Annotated in this window: 18 protein-coding genes; 12 read left to right on the top strand and 6 right to left on the bottom strand. The window is 30.5% G+C overall.

Going from position 1 to position 23,650, the window contains the following annotated elements; all coding sequences use genetic code 11:
* Window positions 1–10: 10 nt before the first annotated feature.
* A complete protein-coding gene (locus tag CLOCEL_RS15945; RefSeq protein WP_010073255.1) occupies window positions 11–547 on the bottom strand; it encodes a class IV adenylate cyclase in 537 nt (178 codons plus the stop codon).
* 234 nt (window positions 548–781) lie between these two features.
* Between CLOCEL_RS15945 and CLOCEL_RS15940 the strand changes: the two genes are divergently transcribed.
* The 5 genes from CLOCEL_RS15940 to CLOCEL_RS15920 all read left to right on the top strand — a co-directional run bounded on the left by CLOCEL_RS15940 (window position 782) and on the right by CLOCEL_RS15920 (window position 7,510).
* Window positions 782–1,273: a DUF6106 family protein gene (locus CLOCEL_RS15940; protein ID WP_010073254.1), complete on the top strand. Its 492-nt coding sequence runs from the start codon at window positions 782–784 to the stop codon at window positions 1,271–1,273.
* Between the two features lie 24 nt (window positions 1,274–1,297).
* Window positions 1,298–2,326 (top strand): nucleoid-associated protein, encoded by a 1,029-nt coding sequence (locus tag CLOCEL_RS15935; protein ID WP_010073253.1) that lies wholly within the window; start codon window positions 1,298–1,300, stop codon window positions 2,324–2,326.
* A 124-nt stretch (window positions 2,327–2,450) separates the two neighbouring features.
* The gene (locus CLOCEL_RS15930; protein WP_010073252.1) at window positions 2,451–3,185 is read left to right on the top strand and encodes a hypothetical protein; all 735 of its coding nucleotides are present in this window, start codon (window positions 2,451–2,453) and stop codon (window positions 3,183–3,185) included.
* A gap of 583 nt (window positions 3,186–3,768) precedes the next feature.
* On the top strand, window positions 3,769–5,883 hold the full coding sequence (locus CLOCEL_RS15925; RefSeq protein WP_010073251.1) for a M6 family metalloprotease domain-containing protein: 2,115 nt from the start codon (window positions 3,769–3,771) through the stop codon (window positions 5,881–5,883).
* A gap of 169 nt (window positions 5,884–6,052) precedes the next feature.
* Window positions 6,053–7,510, top strand: a complete 1,458-nt coding sequence (locus CLOCEL_RS15920) for a leucyl aminopeptidase (protein ID WP_010073250.1) — start codon at window positions 6,053–6,055, stop codon at window positions 7,508–7,510.
* A 433-nt stretch (window positions 7,511–7,943) separates the two neighbouring features.
* Here the strand turns inward: CLOCEL_RS15920 and hisC are convergent, their stop codons facing one another.
* Window positions 7,944–9,005, bottom strand: coding sequence for a histidinol-phosphate transaminase (gene hisC, locus CLOCEL_RS15915; RefSeq protein WP_010073249.1), 1,062 nt, complete (start codon window positions 9,003–9,005; stop codon window positions 7,944–7,946).
* Window positions 9,006–9,151: 146 nt separating this feature from the next.
* Entirely contained in the window at window positions 9,152–9,664 is a 513-nt protein-coding gene (locus tag CLOCEL_RS15910) for a ribonuclease H family protein (protein ID WP_010073248.1), read from the bottom strand.
* Window positions 9,665–10,075: 411 nt separating this feature from the next.
* Here CLOCEL_RS15910 and CLOCEL_RS15905 point away from each other — a divergent pair, with 411 nt between their 5' ends.
* Together CLOCEL_RS15905 and CLOCEL_RS15900 are read left to right on the top strand one after the other, a co-directional pair.
* Window positions 10,076–11,023, top strand: a complete 948-nt coding sequence (locus tag CLOCEL_RS15905; RefSeq protein ID WP_010073247.1) for a L,D-transpeptidase family protein — start codon at window positions 10,076–10,078, stop codon at window positions 11,021–11,023.
* Window positions 11,024–11,464: 441 nt separating this feature from the next.
* A complete protein-coding gene (locus CLOCEL_RS15900) occupies window positions 11,465–14,299 on the top strand; it encodes an Ig-like domain-containing protein (RefSeq protein ID WP_010073246.1) in 2,835 nt (944 codons plus the stop codon).
* Between the two features lie 123 nt (window positions 14,300–14,422).
* Here CLOCEL_RS15900 and CLOCEL_RS15895 read toward each other — a convergent pair whose 3' ends face one another.
* Entirely contained in the window at window positions 14,423–15,802 is a 1,380-nt protein-coding gene (locus tag CLOCEL_RS15895) for a PhoH family protein (RefSeq protein ID WP_010073245.1), read from the bottom strand.
* 155 nt (window positions 15,803–15,957) lie between these two features.
* Here CLOCEL_RS15895 and CLOCEL_RS15890 point away from each other — a divergent pair, with 155 nt between their 5' ends.
* Both CLOCEL_RS15890 and CLOCEL_RS15885 read left to right on the top strand, forming a co-directional pair.
* Window positions 15,958–16,524, top strand: coding sequence for a hypothetical protein (locus CLOCEL_RS15890; protein ID WP_010073244.1), 567 nt, complete (start codon window positions 15,958–15,960; stop codon window positions 16,522–16,524).
* A gap of 153 nt (window positions 16,525–16,677) precedes the next feature.
* Entirely contained in the window at window positions 16,678–17,898 is a 1,221-nt protein-coding gene (locus tag CLOCEL_RS15885; RefSeq protein ID WP_010073243.1) for an ABC transporter substrate-binding protein, read from the top strand.
* Window positions 17,899–17,970: 72 nt separating this feature from the next.
* On the opposite strand, the gene CLOCEL_RS15880 is transcribed toward CLOCEL_RS15885, so the two are convergent.
* Window positions 17,971–19,092: a glycosyltransferase family 4 protein gene (locus CLOCEL_RS15880; protein ID WP_010073242.1), complete on the bottom strand. Its 1,122-nt coding sequence runs from the start codon at window positions 19,090–19,092 to the stop codon at window positions 17,971–17,973.
* A 130-nt stretch (window positions 19,093–19,222) separates the two neighbouring features.
* On the opposite strand from CLOCEL_RS15880, the gene CLOCEL_RS15875 reads away from it, so the two are divergent.
* Genes CLOCEL_RS15875 through CLOCEL_RS15865 form a run of 3 tightly spaced genes read left to right on the top strand, consistent with a single transcriptional unit; the run spans window position 19,223 to window position 22,090 of the window.
* Complete coding sequence (locus CLOCEL_RS15875; RefSeq protein ID WP_010073241.1) at window positions 19,223–20,230, top strand: CotS family spore coat protein; 1,008 nt, start codon at window positions 19,223–19,225, stop codon at window positions 20,228–20,230.
* A 2-nt stretch (window positions 20,231–20,232) separates the two neighbouring features.
* Window positions 20,233–21,036 (top strand): protein kinase family protein, encoded by an 804-nt coding sequence (locus tag CLOCEL_RS15870; protein WP_010073240.1) that lies wholly within the window; start codon window positions 20,233–20,235, stop codon window positions 21,034–21,036.
* 13 nt (window positions 21,037–21,049) lie between these two features.
* On the top strand, window positions 21,050–22,090 hold the full coding sequence (locus CLOCEL_RS15865) for a CotS family spore coat protein (RefSeq protein ID WP_010073239.1): 1,041 nt from the start codon (window positions 21,050–21,052) through the stop codon (window positions 22,088–22,090).
* 51 nt (window positions 22,091–22,141) lie between these two features.
* Here CLOCEL_RS15865 and CLOCEL_RS15860 read toward each other — a convergent pair whose 3' ends face one another.
* Window positions 22,142–23,338, bottom strand: a complete 1,197-nt coding sequence (locus CLOCEL_RS15860; protein WP_010073238.1) for a glycosyltransferase family 4 protein — start codon at window positions 23,336–23,338, stop codon at window positions 22,142–22,144.
* Window positions 23,339–23,650: the final 312 nt, after the last annotated feature.

Below are 23,650 nucleotides of genomic sequence, written 5' to 3'. Positions count from 1 at the left end.
ATCCTTTCTTTTATAAGCCTTTATCATTCATGATTTCATAGATGCTCTTAGGGTTTGTATCTGCCATAGTATAGCCAAGTAAATTAACTATTTCAGCTACTTCATCCTCACTTTCGCTTTCTATCTCTAGATATGGAAAAGGGCAGAAAGATTTATCATTGATATCTATTTCTACAAGAGTATTCTTATAGCTATAGCTTTCTCTGTATTTTTTCACTTCTTCACATATTAAGAGACCTAGGGATTTAAAGATTTTGATTCCAGCTTCAGAATCGTCTATTATTGTTTCGTTTTCTTCCATGAGTTTATATACTTCTTCGCTTATAAGCCTTTTTGTAGTCATATAAGTTACTGATTTATTGTGTAATAAATCCTCTACTACACGAACTCTTGCATAACCTTTTTTAGCTAATAATCTTCTGTCTTCAAAATCAAAGATATAATTTATCTGGTTTTCTTTTTTTACTAGAGTAGCATTAATATTTGCTAGTTTATCTTTTATATCATCTACAGAAATATCTATAATTTTTGTTTCAAGTTCATTCATAAATTCAACTCCTAGGATAAACTTCAAGGTTAAAAATTTTACTAATAAAGATATATTTCTTATTCATTGAAACTATATAAAAAATCCATAAGACTATTTAAATATAAGTGAATTTTATGTAGAATCTTTGATGAAATATATAAATAATAATTTATTTTATTATAGCACAAAATATTAAATAAACCTTTAAAATATGCTATAATTAAACGTAACATTAGAGAAGAGGTGTGACATATGGATGGATTTCATGAACAATTTTTAGAATCGAAAAAGCCAGCAATATATACAGTGGCAGTAGCATTACACTATTTTACTCTTGGTCTTGGTTTGTTAAGCATGCTGCTTGGACAAATAGCTTTAGCAATTCTTGCTTTTTTAATAGCAATAGCTATGTATTTTGTAAAGAGAAATGCCTATATTGAATATGAATATGAGCTTACTATGAGCGAATTTGATATTTCAGTAATATATGATAAGCAAAGAAGAAAAGCTTTTGCATCTTTTGACGTAAAAGATATAGAAATAATGGCACCAGAAAATTCACATGAAGTATTAGCTCATAAAGATGCTAAAGTAAAAAAATGCTATACAAGTGCTTATGAAGATGCAAATAAGTATGCAGTAATAACAACTAAAAATGGTAAAAAGGTGAAGTATCTTATCGTTCCGGACGAAGAAATGATAAGAATATGTTTTGCTATGAACCCTAGAAAGGTTAGAAAATAAAATAGACTTAAGGAGATTTAGAAAGTGGAGTATATTAATGACATTAGTATAAACAAAGGGATAATCCACATTCTTGATACCAGTATAGAGGAACCGATATTGACAGAATTTCCTTTAGCCTTAGGTGAAGAGGTCCAAGAATATTTATTAAAGCACCTAAAAAAATCTTTAAGAGACGAAGAATTGAAGTATGGTGTCTTTAATGAAGGTGAGAATATACTAAAGACTATAATCGATAATTATAGATATAGTACTATTGACTTTATTTCTATGTCAAAAGCTATAGCACAAAATTTATTTGCCGTAATGAAAGATAATTGTGCTGGACCATGTGATGTGCTTATAGTTGATTTTTTAACAGAGTATGGACATATAGTTGGTATTTTAAAGCTTGATTATATAAAAAACTATGCCCATTCAGTGGATATAGTGGATGAAAAAGTTGGCATTAAAATTATTGAGCAATATTCTGGTTTACCAGGTGGAGGGCAAAAACTTCAAAAATGTGCTTTCATAAAAGTTACGGAAAATGACAATGCTCATAGGTTGATGGTCCTAGATAAAAAGGTTAAAAATCCAGAAGGCGAAGAAGAAACTTATTTCGTAGAAAAATTTTTGCAGTGTGACTTTTTTCAAAATGAGAGAGACATGACTAAAAGTTTTATACAGTCTGCTGAAAAGTGGACACAGGAAAACTTGAAAGAAAGTGCTGATGATGCTGAAGCTTTTAGACGCACCATAAGAAGAAAGCTTCAAGAAGATGACGAAATTAAAATTCCAAATTTAGTTGAGGAATTTTTTAAGGATTCTATGGAATCAAAAGCAAGCTTTAGCCAGTATATGGAGAAGGCAGGATTGCAAGAGACTGTAGCTTTAGATAAGGAATATCTTGAAAAAAAACTAAAAAGAGCTAGACTAAAGATTGATAAAGACATAGATATTTATATTAATCAAGATGCTTATAACGATCCGCTTAGGTTTGAGATAAAGCGCAATGGAGATGGTACTATAAATATGGTGATAAAGAACATCTCAAATTATATAGAAAAATAATCTATTACATAAAGATAATGCAGTGATAATTAAGATATTAGGTTTGCATTATCTTTTTTTGATATAATTTATAGATAGTGTTAAAATATAGATACGAAATACCCAAGAAAAGGAGAGGTGCTATATGAATAAAAGTACAAAAGTCCTAGTTTCAACTTTGATCATAGCTTCATTATTTGCAATAACAGGTTGCAATGATACTAAGAGTAATAATGGAAGTACAGTTAATAACGGAAAAGTTGAAAGCAATAAAAATGAGGATACAGTAGATTCAGAGAAGAAAGAAGATACAAATAACAATACTAATACAACTGATAATAAGAATACTACAGAAAATAAAACAGAAACAAATAATACAGACAATAAAAACACAAATACCAATGCAAATACAGGTACAGACAATAATAAGGAAACTAATGCTTCTACTGAAAAGGTAACCTTACAGGAGATTATAGCACAATATCTTAAAAATACCTATGGAGATAAATCAAACATAGGAAAAGATAGAATTAATAACATTGATATGCAACCTGGAAGCACAGGAGCAAAGACCTTAATGATAGAAATTAATGCTGATTCAAATGAGTCTTCTAAAAAAGTATTGGCAAGTATGAATAAAATAAGCAAGGATATTATAATTAAAACTCAAGAGTTTACTAAAAAGGATAATTTGGCACAAGACATAGTAATTACATTCTTTTTACCAATAGGTCAAAACGGTGCTAATGAACAAATATATCAAGTTAATGTTGATGGAATGGATGTACTTAAAAAAGATTGGTCAACTATAGAGCCTACTGATTTAAAGAATCATGTTTCTGTAATAACCAATGACCAATACTTTTCACTAAACCCGTAAGTGACGCTCTAAATCTTTGATTTAGCCAGCAGAACTTACTCCCCAGTCCTGAGACTGGGGAGTTTCCTTTAAAATAGACAGCTTGATTAAAAAAATAGTACGCTGTAAGACAAACACAGAAAAGAGACTGTGTTAGCTTGCAGGGTACTTTTTTTACTTTAATTTGGTTAGAATTAAGTAAATATCAGTAACTTTAGTGAATAGCACGTTAAAAGATGATTTTATGTAGGCATAAACAAGTAATGCATTAAAAAATAAAGATGTTAGATTCTCGAGTTATATTATTACAATTTTCCCTATTTTTATCGAAGTAGATGTAATGAAATTATAGTGAAAGTAAATTTTTCATTCAAATTTAATTGAAAAGCCTTCATTTTGGGACAAACTATATTTACATTTATGAATAAAAATGATATATTTGTTATAAATATCAATAAAATAAAAAATGTAATGACATCGAAATGCATTTTTTTAGCATATATGAGTTGAAGCAATAGAAGAAGTAAACATTATGAGTAATTACTGAGATATAAATAGGCGAAATAGATGTATTTTGAAATATATTTATTAAGGGAGAATTATAATGAAAAGAGTTAAGGAAATTTTAATGGGTGCAGTTCTCACAGCAGCAGTATGTTGTGTTTTCACTACTGGTGTTAACGGAGCTCCTTGCAAGGACAAGCTGTTTGAGGCAAAACAACCAGATGGTACTAAGGTACAGGTTAAAGTCACAGGGGATGAATATTATCAACAAGTTGAAAGCTTAGACGGTTATACTCTATGTACAGACAAAGATGGATGGATATGTTATGCAAAACTAAATGAAGATCAGTCAGAACTTATTTCAACTGGTGAGGTTTATAAGGGGAAAAGTAGTACAAAAGCAATGAACTTTGCAGCAAAGGCTGGAGCTAATAGTAATTCTAACAAGCATTTAAAAATAAGTAAGAAAGCTAAGGAAGAAAAGAAAAATGCCGTTAAAAAATCGCTGAAAGTTGATGATTCTACAAGTAAAGTTGCTTCGAATGTAAAAAATAGTTTTATGTATGCAAATGGAGTGACAGGTACTGAAGCTAGCAATGGATTATTAGAGAGTAAAGTTAGTAATAGCTTCTTGGCTGCAAACACATTAGTATCTCAAGAAAATGTAAAGGGTTTAACGATTTTAATAGATTTTCCAGATGTAAAAAGTAGCATATCAAAAGAAGAAATAAATAATTTCTTTAATCTACAAGGCTATACTGGTTTTGGAAACAACGGCTCTATTAGAGATTATTTTTACGATGTTTCTGGAGGTAAATTATTATATACAAATTCTGTAATTGGATTTTATACAGCGAAACACCCTAAAGCATATTACGATGATGTCAATGCAAGTGCAGGTGATTATAGCAAAGCTGTTGAACTTGCAACTGAAGCTGCAAATTGGGCAAGAACAGCTGGAGTTGATTTTTCAACATTAACAAAAGATCAATATGGCTATGTTAAGGCTGTAAACCTTCTTTATGCTGGAAATGCAGATTCACCTTGGGGAAAAGGAATATGGCCTCATCAAGGACAGATTGGAAACACTGGGGGAATTACAAGATATGAAATGTCTAATATAGGAAGTGATTTGGCTATTGATACTATATGCCATGAAAATGGACATTTAATTTGTAGTTATCCAGATTTGTATGATTATGATGGTGACTCTCAAGGGACTGGCGGATACAGTCTTATGAGTGGAACATCAAATCCTAAAAATCCAGCACCACCAGATCCATATTGTAGAAATATCATATCAGGATGGAATATAACAACAGATTTAAATACATATAACAATGGTTCTCTAATTACAGCTTTATCTAATGGGAATGCAAATCAAGAAATATATAAATGGTCTGGAAACGATTTTCAAGAATATTACCTAGTTGAAAATATCAAAAAAGTTGGTAGATATGCAGATGTACCAGATGAAGGATTAGCAGTTTGGCATGTGGATCAAAGAGGAGATAATTCTTATAATGATATGAGAGCAGATAGACATTATCTAGTATCGCTTGTACAAGCTGATGGTAGATTTGACATGGAATACAATAGAAATGGTGGACATGACGGAGATTTATTCCATGGTGGATATAATACTGCAATTAATGATAATAGTATGCCAAATTGTAAGTGGTGGAATGGAACTGCTTCAGGATTAGACATTTCACAAATAAGCAATTTAGGAAGTACTATGACCTTTGTTAAATCTGGTACAACCTCTACTCCAACCATTGATAATCTTGCTAAGTATGCAACTCCATCAACTTCCTATTGTTCTCCATGGGAGGATATAAAGGCTTTAAACGATGGAATTGAGCCAACAAATTCTAATGATAGAAGTGCTGCTGTATATGGAAACTGGGTGGAGAATGCAGCATCTAAACGAGTAGTATGGGTACAATATGATTTCAGTAAAAGTTACAAGCTATCAAGTTGTGATCTTTACTGGTTTAAAGACAATCAAGGAATCGATGTACCATCATCTTATAAAATTAAGTACTGGAATGGAACATCATGGGTTAGTGTAACTAATGCTAAAGGTTTAGGCATTGAGATAAATAAGTATAACACTACTACCTTTGATCCAATAACAACAAATAAAATAAGAATTGAAATAACAGCTAATGGGACTTATTCTACAGGAATATTAGAGTGGAAAGTAAAGTAATTAGAGTAGAATATAATTCCCTTTAAAGCGGATATTTAGTATAGACTTAACAAAAAATATGGAGTATCATTTTTTAGAGGATACAAAAAATACATATACATAAGAAAAAGCCTTGAAAAATATAATCTAGTTATCTGGAATAATTAGATAAAATAGAAAGGAGAATTACATGAATATTGAAATTAAAGATGTACAATTAAGTGAGGTTGAAGTCAAGATATTTGCTGAACTTGAAGATTGCTTAAGTGACTTAAAAGACCTAAAGGTACTTAAAGAAAAGGAGAAGTTTGTAGGCAAAGACGGCGAGGTTTTTGTTTATAATGTTGGGGAAGATCTAAAATACAATATATTGGTAGGACTTGGAAAAAGAGAGGAGCTTACTACAGAAAAAATCAGAATAGCTATGTCTAAAGCTTATAACAAGGTGAAAGAAATAAAAGCAAAAGAAGTTGCTGTTAGATTTATAGATGTAGAAAATTTCTGCAAAGGAAGAACAATAAAAGCTATAGCAGAAGGCTTAGCTTTAACAGCATACAGCTTTGACAAATATAAAAGCGACAAAAAAGCTGAGACTATAAATGTATATGTTACAGATGTAAAAGAAGAAATGAAAGCAAAGGTTAATGGAAAGTTAAATGAAGCAAAGGCTATAATTAACGGAATTACTATTGCTAGGAATCTTGTGAATGAACCACCAAATGTTATATATCCAGAAACACTTGCAAATGAAGCAAAAGTTCTTGGAGAAAAATATGGCTTTGAGGTTCAAGTATTAGATAAAGCACAAATAGAAGCTGAAAAAATGGACGCCTTTCTTGCGGTTGCAAAGGGATCAGCTAAGGAACCAAAGTTTATCATTATGAGGTATTTTGGAGATGAAGCAAATAAAGAAGAGATAGTTGGATTAGTAGGAAAGGGTTTAACTTTTGATACTGGTGGATATTCTTTAAAACCTGCTGCTGGAATGGATGAAATGAAATCTGATATGGCTGGTGCAGCTGCAGTAATAGGTGCTATGACAACTATAGCTTCTCAAAAATTAAAGAGAAATGTAGTGGCTGTAGTTGCTGCTTGTGAGAATGCAATTTCTGGGGGCTCATATAAGCCAGGAGATATCATAAACTCAATGGCAGGAAAGACTATAGAAATCCTTAATACTGATGCTGAGGGTAGGTTAACTCTTGCTGATGCAGTTTCTTATGTAATATCAAAAGAAAAAGCTACCAAGGTAGTTGATATTGCAACTTTAACTGGTGCAGTACTTGTAGCTCTTGGTAACACTACTACAGCAGTAATAACTAACAATCAAGAATTCTATAATGCATTAGAGGAAGCTTCTAAAAAATCAGATGAAAGAATGTGGCAATTGCCAAACACTGATGATTATAAGAAATTAATTAAGTCTGAAATAGCAGACCTTAAAAATATCGGTGGAAAACTTGCAGGAACAATTACCGCAGGATTATTTATCGGAGAGTTTGCAAAGGATGTTCCATGGATGCACCTTGATATAGCAGGTAGTTCTTGGAGAGAAGGTAACTCTGATTATAATCCAAAGGGTGGAACAGGTGTTGGAGTTAAGACTTTATACTACCTAGTTATGGGACCTTGTGGCTGTAAGCATTAATTAAATTATAAAAAGGTTAAAGCAGTGAACTTACTTGCTTTAACCTTTTTTCTAGTGCTTTGTGGTTGAGATAATTTTTTACTAAGTAAAGATACTCAAATTATAAAAAGTATCAAATAAAATATCTTTATAAAAAACTTTTTATAATAACTATTTATTGCAATTTTTGATTTTGTAATATCTAATAATGAAAAATGCTATTGTACCAATTAATCCAACATTGATTAGAAAAAATAATATAACGAATAAATTAATCTCTATCATTAGAATTTCTCCTTAGGTTTATTGTTTGAATTTAGTATACCATAAACCCTTGATAAAAGTTGTGTTAATTAGATATAAATAAAAAAATATTATAAATTTACCAATAGATTAAAAGTTAGCATAATTATAGCTAAATATGATGGATTTATTGTGAATATAGTCAAGGTATCTATTTATTAATTATTTTTTTCAAGGTTTCTACAAGAGTATCCATTTCTTTATCAGTACCAATGCTTATCCTTAAGAAATTATTTATTTTAGGTTTATTAAAGAATCTTACAAGAATTCCGTTAGCTCTTAATTCTTTAAATATTTCTTCAGCAGGCATTTCCTTGTGGCTAACAAAGAAAAAGTTGGTTTTTGATTCTAGTACGGTAAAGCCTAGTTTTTCAAGTTCAGGTAATATCCTTTCTCTAGTTCTTATAACCTTATTGCACATAGTATCAAAGTACTCTACATCCTCAAAAGCAGCTTTTGCTCCTACTGCTGCTAGTCTGTCTATAGTATAAGAATTAAATGAATTCTTAACTCTATTTAGTCCATCAATTAAATCAGCATGTCCAAAAGCAAAACCAACACGAAGTCCTGCAAGAGATCTAGATTTTGAAAGGGTTTGAACTACTAAAAGATTTGGATAAGAATCAATTAAATTGATAACGGAAGTACCGCCAAAATCTACATAAGCTTCGTCTACTATTACAACAGTATTTTTATTAATTTCAAGAATTCTCTTTAAATCATCAATTTCTACTGGTTTACTAGTAGGAGCATTTGGATTTGCTATAACTATTCCTGCATTATCAGTTATGAAATCCTCTACAGGTAGTGAAAAATCATCTTTAAGTGGAATAAGCTTGTGATTAAGTTCAAAAAGTTGAACATAAACTTCATAGAAGCTATAAGTTATATCAGCAAAAAGTACAGGTTTTTCTTTATTAAAGAAAGTCATGAAAGAAAAAGCGAGAACTTCGTCTGATCCATTACCTACAAAGATTTGATTTGGAGATAGGTTATAGTATTTTGCAACTGTAGCTCTAAGGTCATCACAGTTTGGTTCAGGGTAAAGTTGAAGGCAGTCAGTAGCCTCTTTATTAATAGCCTCAATAACCTTTGGGGATGGGGGATAAGGATTTTCATTTGTGTTCAACTTTATATATTTTCTATCCTTTGGTTGTTCACCTGGAACATAAGGCTCGATTTTCTTTGTAATTTCACTCCAATATTTACTCATAAGCATAGTTCCTCTCTATATAAATTTTATTGTTGATAAAAAATTTTTTATATGTAAACTTATAAATACTTTAGCACACTAAAGTGATGTGTGATATTAATAATATCACATTTAGAGGAACTTTTACAATAGAAATAAAGATTATTCTAAAATAAAGGCATACAAAATTTTAATAAAGCTCTTATAAGTTCGTCTTTTTTCAGTAATTCTTTTTTTAAGGCTGCGATATAAACGCTATTATCGTAAGAGGTTTCTAGAATTGTTTCATCGTAAAACATTCCTTCATAAGCCTCCATTATAAGGGTATGGGCAATATTACGTTTGCCAGGTACCCATTGTAGTGTAATATTTTTATCTTCACAAAAGTTTTGAATTTCCTTAGCTTTTGGAAAGGTTTTTGATGCTTTTGTACTAATATTTTTTCTGTTAATTGTATTTACTAAAGCCACTTGATCAGAATATATAGTTATGTCTTCAGTTAATTCATTAGCAGTCTCACTCAAAATTTTTGTACAATGATATAAGGCTTCTTCTTCTGCCTCATGTATATGACCTTGTCCAAGAAATCTTGAAAATTTTATAGGGAATTGCGGTGAATTTGAATAGACACTTATATACATTTCACCACATTTAACTCCACCATCAACATATATTTTCATTATAATTACTCCTCCTATTAATAAGCTTATAGTTAATTGTTTAATTACTATAAACTATTTATTTTTGTATATAAGTTGCCATAAAGAAGCTTCATAGATTATATCCATTTTGCAATATGTCTTAAAATTTTAGTGAAGTTTCAATAATGGAGCTTATATAGATTAAGTTTTATTTTATATATTTTAGTGAGAACATCCTATTTACATTATTTACAATTAGGTTAACAAATATTCATTTTATCAAAATTTATATAAGTTTTTTTATTAAGCATAAATAAGTTTTTCCATTGAAACAATCAGAAAGTTTAATATATAATGTAGAATGAGCTAAAAAATTAGAGTTTCTTAAATAAATCAGGAATTTATAGATAAGATTTTTATAAGGAAATTTATATAGGGGAGAGTCTATACATGGAAGCAAAAGCAGTTTTAAAGGTGGTAGCGGTCTTTTTATTAGTTGTTTTTTGTACAAGCTGTCAAGTGAAAGAAGAAGCTAAGGAAAGTGATTTAGAATATAAATATGAGGTTAGTTCAAGTGTAAGACCTTTTCAAGATAATGGATATAATCTTGCTGAACAAGGAAAGAAAAAGATAGAAGAAGCAAAGCAAAAGGCAGAACAAGAAAGGTTAAAAGCCGAGGAAGAAGCCAAAGCTAAAGAAGCTGCTCAAGCTGAGGAAACAGCAAGAAAAGAAAAAAACAATGAAAATATAAATGTAAGCAATAATGTAGCAGCTAATCCCCAAAAAGAAGAACTTTTAGTCGAGAAAATACAAGGTATAGGTTCAGCTGAACAAGTTATAACTGTAACTAATGATTACAGTAGTAGTCTTCAAGTTACGGTGCAAGCTTTTGAGAAACAGAATGGAGTATGGAGAAAAATTTTAGAATGTCCTGGGGTAATAGGTTTTGAAGGTTTTTCTTACAATAAGACTGAACAGAATAATACTTCCCCTATTGGAATATATACTTTGGGAACAGCTTTTGGACAAGTTGGTAACCCTGGTACTGGACTGAGTTTTAGAGATATTACACCAAATGATTATTGGGTAGATGATCCTAATTCAGCTTATTATAATTCTTGGCAAACAGGAGATTCAGCTGGTCGATGGAATTCTGCTGAAGCATTATATCAAATTTCTTTGTACAAATATGGATTTGTAATTAATTATAATACTGAGAATGTTGTTAAAGGAAAGGGAAGCGCTATATTTTTTCATATATGGAGTTCTCCTTATAAGGGAACTGCAGGATGTACAGCAGTAGCTGAGGAAAATGTTATAAAGCTATTAAATTGGCTTAGAGCAGATAAAAATCCTTTAATTGTACAAGGTACTGTTGAGCAAGTGGAGAATATGTAGTTTCAGTGATAAAACATATAGACAAGTTATTTTTCTTTAGAACACTAAATTAATTTTAGTTTAAAAGTCCTGCCTTGTGTTTAGATAAATTCTGACAAATAGGTAGGACTTTTTATTTATCTAAATTTCTCCAATGCTTAGGGTGAATTTTGTAGATATTTCCCACACTATTTCTATTTATAGGATAAAAGTTTAACTATTTAAAGATAATCTATAGGGTTTCATCAAGCTTGTAAGTAAGTGAGAATGCGAATTTTCTAGGATCGAGATAACATATTATAAATGGATTTACTTAAATGTGACTATGTTAACAAAAAGTATATAAAATTAAAAATATGTAAAAATGTTGATTTTAAGTGGAAAATATAGTAATCTATTCTAGAAATATTATGCGTCTTATTGAAAGAATATGACGTAAATCTAAGTAAAAGAGGGGAAAAAATGAGGAAATTTAAAAGATTATTCAGTGGAATTGTAGCATTTATCATGCTCTTCTCAGTGCTACAATTATCGGAATTTACTAAAGTTTATGGGGTAACAGCAGTAAATTCAATAACATTTGTTAATCAACCAAGTTCAATACTAATAGGAGAAACTGTAAAAATTACTCCTACAATTGACCCAATTAATGCAGAAACTGATAATGGATTAGTATGGACAGCTGCTAATGCATATGCAACAGTAGATACACAAGGGAATGTAACAGGTATTGCAGAAGGTATAGCTGCGATAAGAGTAACTTGTGGCTCTGTAAATAAGATTTTTAAAATCACTGTTAAGGATCCAGCTAAATTGGTTTCAAATGTTCAATTAACTGAAACAAGTGTAAAAGCATGTATAGCTCAAGGTCAAGTAAGTCTTACTGCAATAGTAAATCCAGATACTGCTACAGATAAAAGTGTTACTTGGTCAAGTAATAATCCTGCAGTTGCAGATGTTGCAGACCAATCAGGAACAATACAATTAAACTCAGTGGGAATTGCAACAATCACTGTTCAATCAATAAACAATCCTAATGCACAAGCTACTTGTGAAATACAAGTTTTACCACAAGTAACAGGAATAAGCTTAGATAAAACTTCAATAACTTTAGAGAAAAAAGATGTTGCTCAAACTGCAACAATAAAAGCAACTTTAGAGCCAGCAGATGCAATTCAAGATGTAGTATATCAATCTAGTGATATGGCTGTTGTTCAAATTGATCCAACAACAGGAAAAATTTACCCTACTGTTAGAGATGGCGTTGCAACTATAACAGTATCTTCAGCAAGTAATCCTTCAGTATTTGCAACTTGTGAAGTTATTGTTTTACCTAAAATAACAGGAATAGCTTTAGATGTATCAGATATAAAAATATCTAGAGCTAAGAGAGAAATCCACTTACTAACTACAAATGTAACTCCAGTAGGTGCAAACTCTAAGGTTACATTTACAAGTAGTGATGAGAATGTTACAAAGGTAAATGAAGATGGATTAATTATTCCAGTATCAGGTGGTACTGCTATCGTTACAGCAACATCTGTAAGTGATCCAAGCATATTTGCAACTTGTAATGTAACAGTAACTCCAGAACCAACAGAAGTAGAAATTAATAAATCAGAAGTTACTTTATCAAGAGTCAAAGGTGAGACTGCTCAATTAACAGCAAAAGTTCTTCCATCAGATACAGAGCAAGAGGTTGAATATTCTAGTGATGATCCTAAGGTAGCAACAGTTGATGCAAATGGCTTTATAACAGCAGTATCAGAAGGAACTGCTACGATAACTATAGTGTCACCTTATCAAAGAACTAAACCATCTACTTGTAAGGTTACAGTAGTTGGAACACCTTCAATGATAAACTTAAACAAAACAGAAGCAACATTAAATAGATATAAGGGTGAAACTGTTCAGTTAGCAGTAGATGTTATACCAGCAGGTTCAGAAACAGATGTAACTTATAGCAGTAGTGATGCAAACATAGCTACAGTTGATGCTAATGGTCTAGTTACACCAGTATCAGATGGAGTAGCGATAATAACAGCTAAGTCAAAATATGATGTTAGAGTAGTTAAAACTTGTACTATTACAGTAATAGGAGATCCAGATTCCGTTAAGTTAAATAAAACAAGTGCTGTTTTAGACTTAAGTCGTGAAAAGAATGTTACATTAGAATCCACTGTACCAGAAGGTACAAATCCAGCAGTAACTTATTCTTCATCTGATCCAAAGGTTGCGCAAGTAGATGCTAAAGGTGTGGTAACAGGATTATCAGTAGGACAAGCAACTATTACAGTAACAACTGTAGAAGGAAACAAAACAGCAACTTGTCTAGTTACTGTTATTGACAAAGAAAAGATGAAGCCAACAATAACTGTTGATAACGAAGAAGATACATATAAACCAGTTAAGGTTACAGTAACTGCTCCAACAGATTATCCAGGATTAGATTTAATAGAGTACAACATTGATGGAAGCGGATGGAAGATTTACAAAGAACCTGTGGAAGTAAAAGCTAATTGCAAATTTGTAGCGAAGACTTTTGATAAGTTTGGTAACTACAGTAATTTTGCACAATATGAAATAAAAAATATTGATAACAGCAAGTTACTAGTATTAAAAGGCGATGTTATCGATAAAAATATATTCAACAAGGTACAAGGTGTAGATATCACTGTTGAGGATACTGTTAATTCTGCAGGAGTTACATTAAAATGGTCTTTCAACGGAAAAGATGTTAAAGACACAAGTAAGGAACTAGATTTAAAATTAAATGATGTTTCAAAGAATAAAGACGTTATCGAAAGCAAATATGTAAATCCTTTAATTATTTCTTTCGTAAACCATGGTGAATTACCAGCACCAATGACTATAAGGATATTAGTTGACCCAGTAAAATTCGATGTAAACAAAGCATTAAACCTTTATTACTATAATGAAGATATAGCAGAAGCAGATAAGAAGATTCAAGAGATACAAAAAGGATTAATACCTGAGAAAGATGCTGATGGTAACTATTATGTTACTGTAGTATTAACTCACCATAGTGACTATTTCTTAAGTATTGGTGAAATAGTTAATACAAATCCAGTAATAGCACCACCAGTAGATCCAAATGGCAAACCTGGTGTTCAAGTGCAAGTTGGCGATCAAGTACGAGCAGGCGGACAAGCACAAGTATCACAAAATGGTACATTAGTACAAACAGGATCTCCTATTGATATGAAAGCATTACTTTCATTAGGTTTCCTTTCATTAGCTGCAGGAGCAATCTTTATAGCTAAAAAAAGAAGATAATAAATATAAGTTAAATGATAATCCCCATAAGATTTCCATTATATAAAGATGGAATTAGAAAAGTTTGACTATATTTATAATAAAAGATCACCTACTAGGAAAAATCTTAGTAGGTGATTTTTATTATAAAACTCTATTCATAAGCTCGGCTAAAGCACTTCTTTCAACTTTTTGTAGTTCCACGTGAGCTGTTAGATTTGATTCCTTGCATCTTTCAATAACATAAACTAAACCATTGGTTTTGCTATTTACATGGGTATTATCGATTTGATTGTCAGATGGATCACCAGTCATTATTATCTTTGCATTAACACCGATTCTTGTTAACATAAGTTTTGCTATATGTGGAGTAGTTTCCTGCGCTTCATCGTATAAAACTATAGCATTGGAAATGGTTCGTCCTCTCATATAAGTAAAAGTTTTGATTTCAAGAAGTCCTGACTTTTTAAGACCATCGATAAATTCTTTAGCAGTTCTTTCATCACCCTTTAGTCTTAGTATATTTTCAATAGCATCATAGAAGGGACCCATCCATGGTTTAAGTTTTTCATCTTCAGTACCAGGTAAATAACCAATATCTTCGCCAGCTGATGAGGTTGGTCTAACTAATACAATTTTATCGTAAACACCTTTTTCAAGTTTTTCAAGAGCCACACACATGGCAAGAATAGTTTTACCACAACCTGCTCTTCCGGAGATTGTTACAAAAGGAATATCATCATCCATAAGCAAATTCAACGTGAGCTTTTGCTCTAGATTTCTAGGCTTTATAAGGAACCCTTTATATTTAAGATTATCAACGTTTTTATGCTTTAAAAATTTCTTTCCAGAAATATCATCTAATTCACATTTTGTAATAGCGCTAGTTTTTTCGTCTTCTATAGCTTTTAATATAACAAATTGATTAGGATGTATTAGAAGGTAATCACCATTCTCATCCCTTAAAAAATCTTTAAGTTCATCTAATTCTATTATTTCGTCATTGTAGATTCTAGCAATAAAATCGCTAGGCACAAATAAAGTTAATACTCCTTTGTATAAGGTTTCTACTTCTACATGGTCATTTTTATAATCTTGTACTTCGATTCCTAGACTATTTGCCTTGATAGATACAGCAATATCCTTGGTAACTAAAATTGTTTTCATATTAGGATTGTCTATGGAGAGTGATTTGGTTACTGCAATGATTTTATTATCATTTTTTTCTAAATACATGCTGTCAGGTAATTTGTAGTTATGAAGTCTATTAATCTCAATTCTTAATGAACCACCAGAGGGGAGTGGAATACCAGTACTAAGGTTCCCGTCACAAGCTTCTTTGAGCTTATTTATATTTTTAAGAACTGTCCTGGCATTATAACCTCTAATAGAACTTTCTTTCTTCATATTATCCAGCTCTTCAAGGCAAATTATTGGTATTATAATGTTATTGTCTTCGAAGTTATTATAAAAATTAGGATCATGAATCATTACATTTGTATCTATTACATAATTTTTCTTCATAAGAATCACCTCCTTCTTAATTATCGTAAAATTCAGAAAATTTTGTAGACGTCTTATAATAAATTATCAAAGATGTACTAGGATTTTTATTGCTGGGTTATATATGTAAAGCTAAATCATATATATATAATATATAAAGTAAAGGTGGGATGTTGATGGAGGAATTAAAAGAGCTAATTCATCATTTTTCTGTAAATGATAGAGTGCAAGCAGAGGAATTTTTCAGTAAGGCTAATGCATATATAAGCTATTCCAGGACGACCAACGAATTATTAAATAAGATAGCATTTAGTGTTAAAAATCATATCACATATATGACTGCATCGCAGATGGATATCCTTTATGGAAGAATGGTTAGAGCTAAAAATTTATTGGTGCGTTGTAGTAGTTTTGAAGAAATTTTTCATACTATGTATTGTTGTGAGAGAGCAGAGATCAATCCAGAGGTCTGTTATTTAGCTGCCTTGTATTTAGGTATGAATTATTATAAAGATAAATATTATCCGAAATATGTCTATTTGAATGATAGAACTTATAGAGTCGCAAGAGAGTTAGTAGGAGAGAATTTTGACAAAGCCTTAAATTACTATAATGATGATAAAGAGTATCCTTATATCTTTAAAGAAGATATGCCAGAGGAAATGCAAGAGCTTAGGCCATATGAAATAGAAATATTCTTATCCTTAAATATAGGAGATTTAAAAGTCAAATTAGCAAATTGATATAGAAAAATATAGTGATTAATATAGGGAGTTTTCTAAAGCAAGTTTACATAGGCTTTGGAAAGCTCCTTTATGATTGTGATTTAATTAGCTTGATATGAGTTAGGTTAAGATGTAGAATAAGTCTATACATAAATTGTTAGGAGTTAAAAAATGAAGATAGAAATAAGAAAAATCTTATTAGTATTTATTGCGATATTTTTAATTACAAATACAGCATGTTCTAAGCCAAAGGAAACTAAAGAAAAAGTAGTAAAAGGAAATTTAGTTATATGCGCTGATGGGGATAATGATTACATAAACTTTACTGTTCAAGAATTTAAGAATAAATATCCTACAGTCAATGTAACTGTAGAGAATACGTCAGATTATAATATAGAAAATAAAGATATTATGATTATAAAAGATGAAGTTGCCAAAGAGTTTATAGATAACAATGATGAGTCATTATATACACTAAATGATGAAGAAGTTGTAGACATAGATAATATTAAGGGTGATAAGCTAAACAATTTGAATATAGATGGCAAACAATACGGAGTTCCATGGTACACCACCCCTGTTGCTATTGTTTATAATAAAAACTACATAAATACCTTGAATGTTAACATAGATTCTATTAATACTTACGGGGATTATTTAGCCTTAGGGGATAAATTACCAACCTTAGGTGATGTAAAATTACTCTCTTTAAGCCGTAATAATTTAAATAGCTTATTAAAAATATTTTTAGTCCAAGGGAATATTAATATAGAAAAGCAAGTTAAAGGCGAAAAAACCTTGATCCTTGGAGATTTGATAAGAGGAATCTTTAATAAGAAGCTTAATAGAGACCTGAGTAGCGAGGATGAAGCAATTAAAAGTTTTGCTCAAGGAAAAGAAATATCGCTTATTGTGACTCCAATGATGATTAATAAAATTGAAAAAAACTATCCAGAGGCGTTTAATAATATAGTGTTTCAAAAGCTTCCTGCTCTTTATAATGGTAGCAATCGAAATGTAGTATTAGGTGGTAGCGACGTTTTTATTAATAAAAATTCACAGAACATTGATGCAGCTATAGCTTTTATGAATTTCATATCTTCTGATTATAGTAATATGAAAAAATTATATGATAATTTTAAGGTGATTCCAGCTCATTACTATATTTATCATTCTAAAGACTTTTCAGTAGGAGTTGATGGTGCAGAAAATAAGATCTATGAGTTATGTACTAATATGGCTATAAGAGGCTTTAATTATGACTTTTATGAAGAATACAGAAGTAGGGAAGAATTATTTTCAAAGGCAATAACAATAAGCCTTGATTCTCAAGAAGAACTGAAATATATAATCGAGAAGCTTGAGATTCAAATGTGGACAAATCAAAAATAAAAGATATAAAAGACTAGGTAGCATTAAACTTAAAGCTAATAAGCATAAAGTTTAAATACTACCTAGTCTTTTTTACAGATGCTCATAAGTGCTTTTATAAACTGATAAGGTATTTTCAGCAGTTTGAGTCCATGTGTATTCTTTAGCTTTATCTAATCCAGCTGTAGATAGAGCTAAAGCTTTCTCAGGATTACTTAAAACAGCAGTAATTTCAGTAGCTAAAGTTTCTTCATCTAGAGGATTTATAAGAATCGCTGCATCACCAAGAACCTCTGGAATTGATGTAACATTTGAAGCGATTACTGGAGTACCGCAGTTTAAGGCTTCTAGTGGTGGAAGACCAAAGCCTTCATAGAGCGAAGGATAAACAAATAAGGAAGCTGCATTATAGAAAATTGGAAGTTTTGACTCATCTACAAAACCAGCGAATATAACTTTATTTCTAATCTTTAATTTTTCACAGATTTCAGGAAGGGTAGATCCTTCACCTTTGATTGAACCTGTTATCACAAGTTTATATTCAGAAGGTAATGAATTATGGATTTTTGAAAAAGCCCTTAATAAAGCAGTAACATTTTTCCTTGGACTAAAACCGCCTATATAAAGAATAAAGTCATTTTCTATATTAAATTTACTTTTTAGAACATCTTTGCAGAAAACTTTATTTAAAGGTTTGAAAATAGTCTTTGCTGCAAGATGGGTTACAAATATTTTATTTTCTGCATTAGGGAAAAATCTTAATATTTCATTTTTCGACCAATTTGATACAGTTATGATTGAAGCGGCTTCTTTAATTATCTTAGGCATCTCCTGAAGAAACTTTATTAGATATCCACGTCCTACAGTTTCAGGCATAATGTAAGGAATAAGATCGTGTATAGTGACAATCTTTTTAGAGCTCATTAAAGAGTTTAAGCCAATTCCATTTTGCGGTATATGATGTAAATCTATGTTATTAGACTTATTATTCTGAGGGAAGTATACGTCTTCAAAAAATTTATGATGTCTATTTGATGCCATAACTACAGAACAATTTGGTTTTCTAAAATTGTCGTAGTTTTCACCAGCCCAGTAAAGTAGGTACTCATTAGTTTTATCTATTGAAAGCAGTCCTTGAATGAGGTTGTCTGTATATGTTCCTATCCCTGTACCGTGATACCAATTAATTCCTCTACCATCGATAGATATCTTCATTGAAATCCTCCTTCATTAAAACTGTGTATATATATATTAATATTACGAAATTTTAAAAAAGTGCTAATTTAGCACCAGTTAAAATGAAAAAACATATACTGATTAATGAAACAATGAATAGGGGTAACTTATGGAGCAGGAAGCTGTTAAAAAAGTTATAGAAGAAAATTATCCAATAAGGGTAATAGAGGTAGTTAAATTAAAAAATATATATAAAGTTATCTGCCCAAATGAACAGTATTGCCTAAAAACAATAAAATATAATTTTGGACATTTTTTCTTTATCATCAGTGCTATGAAGCATTTATATGAAAATAATTTTGAAGGAAGTATCCCTATAATAAAGACTATAGCTAATAAAGATTATATTGAAATTAAAAGTTGTTTTGCCTATTTAATACCTTGGAAGGAAGCGAGAATAGGTAATTATGATAATATACTAGATATTATCAGTGCAGCAGAGGTTTTAGCTAAACTTCATATTAAGAGTAGGGGTTTTAAAGTAACAGAAAATATGAACCCAAGAATTGGGTGGTTTAAGTGGATAGAAACTTTTAGAACTAGAAAAGATGAAATATTAGATTTCAAAAAAAGAATATTGGACAAAGATATAAAAAGTGAATTTGACTATATGTATTTAGTGGAAATAGAACAAGAAGTTTTAAGGGCTGAAAGAGCTATTAGTAACCTATTATCTTCAGAGTATGTTCAAATTATGGAAAAACATATAAAAACCAATGGATTCTGTCATCATGATTTTGCTCATCATAATCTTCTATTTGCAGATAAAAAAATATATGTAATAGATTTTGATTATTGTATTCTTGATACTCATCTTCACGATTTAGCTAGTTTAATTCTTAGAAGCTTAAAAAATGGAAGATGGAATATAAAAGGAGCAGAAATGATATTAAACAAATATTCTAGTATTAACGAGGTTGAAGAAGAAGAGATCCCAGTGATAGCAGCATTTATGGAATTTCCACAAGATTTTTGGCAAGTAGGAATACAGTATTACTGGGAGAAACATCCTTGGGGAGAAGAATTTTTCATAAATAAGTTAAGCAAAATACTAGATGATAGAGAAGATAAACAAGAGTTTGTAGGAGAATTGAGGAAATACAAAATGGGAGGTTGAAAATGGAGAATATATTAAGAAATGTAAATAAAAAGGAAACCTCTACGATAAATAAAGATAATACATTTGATAATTTTAAAGATTATTTAAAAGATTTTAATATTTTCACCGTTGATGAAATAGAAATAGATGATAGAGACTATTATGAAGAAGCCCTAAGAAAACATTTATATACTTTAAGTGATTTTAGCAGAATAGCATCAAATTATAGAGGGATAGAAGTAAGAAGTTTCAGAAATAATACAGGCCATTATGTTGAAGAGACAAAGGTTTTATATAGAAGGTATAAAAGGTATATTGAAGGACTAAAATGTAAAAAAGAACTTAATCCAGTTGAAGAGTTTATATTATGTAATGATAAGAAATCTAGAATTAAGGCAAAAGAAAGTCTTAGTTATGTTACTTTTAACGAATATATTTCTATTTTAAGACGTAGCATGGATAATAACGAGATTTCAATTGGAAATGTACTGATGACAAATATAAAAAGGAAAGATACGCATATACAAGTTGTTTCCTTAGATCAATGCTCCTATAACTTTATGGAGATGGACGCAGTATTTATGATTAAAGTAATAAGAAAAAGACATCTAGATGTAGAGTTAGGTCCAATTATAGAAGATTTCTGTGATTATAATGGTTTATACACTTGTAGCGAAAAGCTCATTAAAGCTTTAGTTTCATTCCCTTATGAATATTTTAAATGGGTAAATCATTTTAGATTAAATAGAAAAGAATTAGGCTATGATGAGTACTTGAAGAAACTGAAGAAGGCTATAGTAAGAGACGGAGACAGTCTCATTTAAGAGGAGGAGAAATATGGTAGACATAAAATACAAGGATAAAAGTGCTTTAATAAAGTATCACTTAGACACAGCATTATTTGATGCATACGATTTAAAGGTTACGGATCTTTATCCTATTAGAAAAGTATTCTTTTTAAGTACCGATAAAGGTGAAAAGATTCTAAAAAGGGTTGACTATACTATTGATCAAATAAATTTTTTAAAGGAAGCTTTAGATTATATAAATAGAAGCTTTAAAAAGACCATTAAGTTTACTCCTGCGTCAAATGGGGATTTATATGTAATTTTTAAAGGTAGTTGTTACGTATTATTAGAAGTAGAGCCAGGAAATGAGTGTGATTTTAGCAATCCATTTCATTTAATAACTTCATCAAAGGGAATTGCTCAGCTTCATAAAGCATCTATAGGGTTTAAATCTAAGTTTGAAAAAGTAAGGGGAAAACTTGATTTTATTACAAATGTTAAAAGAGAGACTAATGAACTTAAGTTTTTTAAAACTCTCGTAAATAAATATGAAGAAAAAACAAAATTTGACCAAACGGTACTTAGCGAAATAGATTACTATATTAATCAAGCAAAAGAAAGTGTAGAATTCTTGGAAAAGTGGGGATATCACACTCTTTGTAATGATGAAGAAAAGGTTGCGATATGTCATAATGATTTAGCTTATCATAATATACTAATAGAGAAAGATGAAGCATATTTTATAGATTTTGATTATGCACTAATTGATTTAAGAGTTCATGATTTATGTAATTTTATAAATAAAGTCTTAAAAAATTTTGCCTATGACATGAAAAAGGCAGAGATAATAATAGATAGTTATAATGAAATAAGTCAGCTCTCTAGCGAAGAATACGCTGTACTTTATGGAATGCTTTTATTTCCGCAGGATTTCTATTTATTATGTAAGGATTATTATACAAGAAGAAAGAATTGGGATGAAGAAAGTTATTTATATAAATTAGATAGAAAATTATTCGAAAAAGAAGAAAGAGAAGAGTTCTTAAAGGAATTCTATGGAAAGTATATTCAAGGGGCTAGTGGAAGCTAGTTATATAAAAAGCTGTCACAGATTTATGAGACAGCTTTTTATATTTATTATTCATTTGGACTTTTTTCTCCTTGATGGTAAAAATAAGTTGGTTGAACACTCCAAAAGTTCTTTAGGTGGAAGTTTTATATCTGTAATCTTTTTATAGATATCTATGGTTTTTTCAGCTGTAGCTTTCCAAGACAGGGATTTTGCTTTTTTCAAGCCTTGAATAATAAGTTCCTTTCGAACTTTTCTATCTATAAGAACTAATAGCATAGCAGAACAAAGTTCATCTACATCATAAGGGTCCATTAGAAGAGCTGCATCTTCAACTATTTCTGGTATAGAGGTTAAATTAGAGGCTATTACTGGAGTTCCACAAGCCATTGCTTCTATAGGAGGAAGACCAAAGCCTTCATAGAAGGAGGGATAGACAAAAAGCTTTGCAGCAGTGTACATAATAGGCATATCCCTTAGAGGAATAAAACCTGTAAAAATCACTTTATTTTCTATTTTAAGATCGATGGTTCTCTGCTTATATCTATCATAGGAACGACCTTTTGTTCCACCAATGACTAACTTTACATCACGGTTATAAAGATGTACAACTTTACTAAAAGCTTCGATTAGTCCAATAATATTTTTCCTTGGACTATAACCTCCAATATACAAAATGAAATCGCCATCTATACCATAAATCCTCTTTATATAGGCTCTGCTTTTACTCTTTCCCTTTGGTCTATAGAAATCCTCAGCAGCTAGATGGGTAACAAAGGTTTTTTCTGCTGGGAAGTTTAAGGTTCGTGTTATATCACGTTTAGAAAATTCCGAAACAGTTATTATAGCATCACACTCTGCTATTATTCTTGGAAGCTCTTCATTAAAAATTGAAACAAGCCTTTCACTGCAAGTTTGAGGCATTCTATAAGGGATTACATCATGAAGAGTTATTATAAAAGGACAATTTTTTTCTTTTGGGAGACCAACACCGTTTTGTGGAACGTGGTAAATAGATAACTTTTTATCATCGATTATGTTTGGAATATTAACCTGATCCCAAAAGCTATCATTGGCGTTACCTTTTATATTTTCGTAGGTGAAATTTTTTTTGAAAGCAAAGTTGAAATCCCAATCATCTGGAATAAAGAGAGTATATTGATTTTCTTTATCTATTTTGTTGAACCAATTTATCAGTTGGTAGGTATAGGTTCCGATGCCTGTTCCTCTATACCATTTAGCTGGTCTAGAATCAAATCCAACCTTCATAGTAGTATCCTTTCAAAAACATCTTTATATTAGTATATTAATAGCTAAAGAAAATGTTAATTTGTAGAGGGTTATTCTATTTAGTAGGATTTTTACATATAAATGAATGAAGATGAAAATAACTTACCCACTTTATATAGTTACAAGCTCACTATATCCATTTGGCAGGCAAGATATTGCAGAGTTCTAATATGATTAAGAGCTTTGTATAGGGTTTTAGGATAATTTATATATAGAAAAACTATTAGAATTGAAAACCCTATAAAAGCTTTAAGATGCTTCAAAACTATAAATTTATCGAGGTGATTAATA

It is taken from the genome of Clostridium cellulovorans 743B (assembly GCF_000145275.1).
GTDB classification, from domain to species: Bacteria; Bacillota; Clostridia; order Clostridiales; family Clostridiaceae; genus Clostridium_K; species Clostridium_K cellulovorans.
Note: the sequence above shows the minus strand (reverse complement) of the source record. Positions and strands in the feature narration are given on the sequence as shown.

What these genes read in the sequence shown, in the direction of transcription:
- CLOCEL_RS15890 (WP_010073244.1), top strand. Translation starts at nt 15,958, where the DNA reads ATGGAGGAATTAAAAGAGCTAATTCATCATTTTTCTGTAAATGATAGA.
- CLOCEL_RS15870 (WP_010073240.1), top strand. Translation starts at nt 20,233, where the DNA reads ATGGAGAATATATTAAGAAATGTAAATAAAAAGGAAACCTCTACGATA.
- CLOCEL_RS15925 (WP_010073251.1), top strand. Translation starts at nt 3,769, where the DNA reads ATGAAAAGAGTTAAGGAAATTTTAATGGGTGCAGTTCTCACAGCAGCA.
- CLOCEL_RS15905 (WP_010073247.1), top strand. Translation starts at nt 10,076, where the DNA reads ATGGAAGCAAAAGCAGTTTTAAAGGTGGTAGCGGTCTTTTTATTAGTT.
- CLOCEL_RS15895 (WP_010073245.1), bottom strand. Translation starts at nt 15,802, where the DNA reads ATGAAGAAAAATTATGTAATAGATACAAATGTAATGATTCATGATCCT.
- CLOCEL_RS15860 (WP_010073238.1), bottom strand. Translation starts at nt 23,338, where the DNA reads ATGAAGGTTGGATTTGATTCTAGACCAGCTAAATGGTATAGAGGAACA.
- CLOCEL_RS15875 (WP_010073241.1), top strand. Translation starts at nt 19,223, where the DNA reads ATGGAGCAGGAAGCTGTTAAAAAAGTTATAGAAGAAAATTATCCAATA.
- CLOCEL_RS15910 (WP_010073248.1), bottom strand. Translation starts at nt 9,664, where the DNA reads ATGAAAATATATGTTGATGGTGGAGTTAAATGTGGTGAAATGTATATA.
- CLOCEL_RS15865 (WP_010073239.1), top strand. Translation starts at nt 21,050, where the DNA reads ATGGTAGACATAAAATACAAGGATAAAAGTGCTTTAATAAAGTATCAC.
- CLOCEL_RS15885 (WP_010073243.1), top strand. Translation starts at nt 16,678, where the DNA reads ATGAAGATAGAAATAAGAAAAATCTTATTAGTATTTATTGCGATATTT.
- CLOCEL_RS15945 (WP_010073255.1), bottom strand. Translation starts at nt 547, where the DNA reads ATGAATGAACTTGAAACAAAAATTATAGATATTTCTGTAGATGATATA.
- CLOCEL_RS15900 (WP_010073246.1), top strand. Translation starts at nt 11,465, where the DNA reads ATGAGGAAATTTAAAAGATTATTCAGTGGAATTGTAGCATTTATCATG.
- CLOCEL_RS15880 (WP_010073242.1), bottom strand. Translation starts at nt 19,092, where the DNA reads ATGAAGATATCTATCGATGGTAGAGGAATTAATTGGTATCACGGTACA.
- hisC (WP_010073249.1), bottom strand. Translation starts at nt 9,005, where the DNA reads ATGAGTAAATATTGGAGTGAAATTACAAAGAAAATCGAGCCTTATGTT.
- CLOCEL_RS15940 (WP_010073254.1), top strand. Translation starts at nt 782, where the DNA reads ATGGATGGATTTCATGAACAATTTTTAGAATCGAAAAAGCCAGCAATA.
- CLOCEL_RS15920 (WP_010073250.1), top strand. Translation starts at nt 6,053, where the DNA reads ATGAATATTGAAATTAAAGATGTACAATTAAGTGAGGTTGAAGTCAAG.
- CLOCEL_RS15930 (WP_010073252.1), top strand. Translation starts at nt 2,451, where the DNA reads ATGAATAAAAGTACAAAAGTCCTAGTTTCAACTTTGATCATAGCTTCA.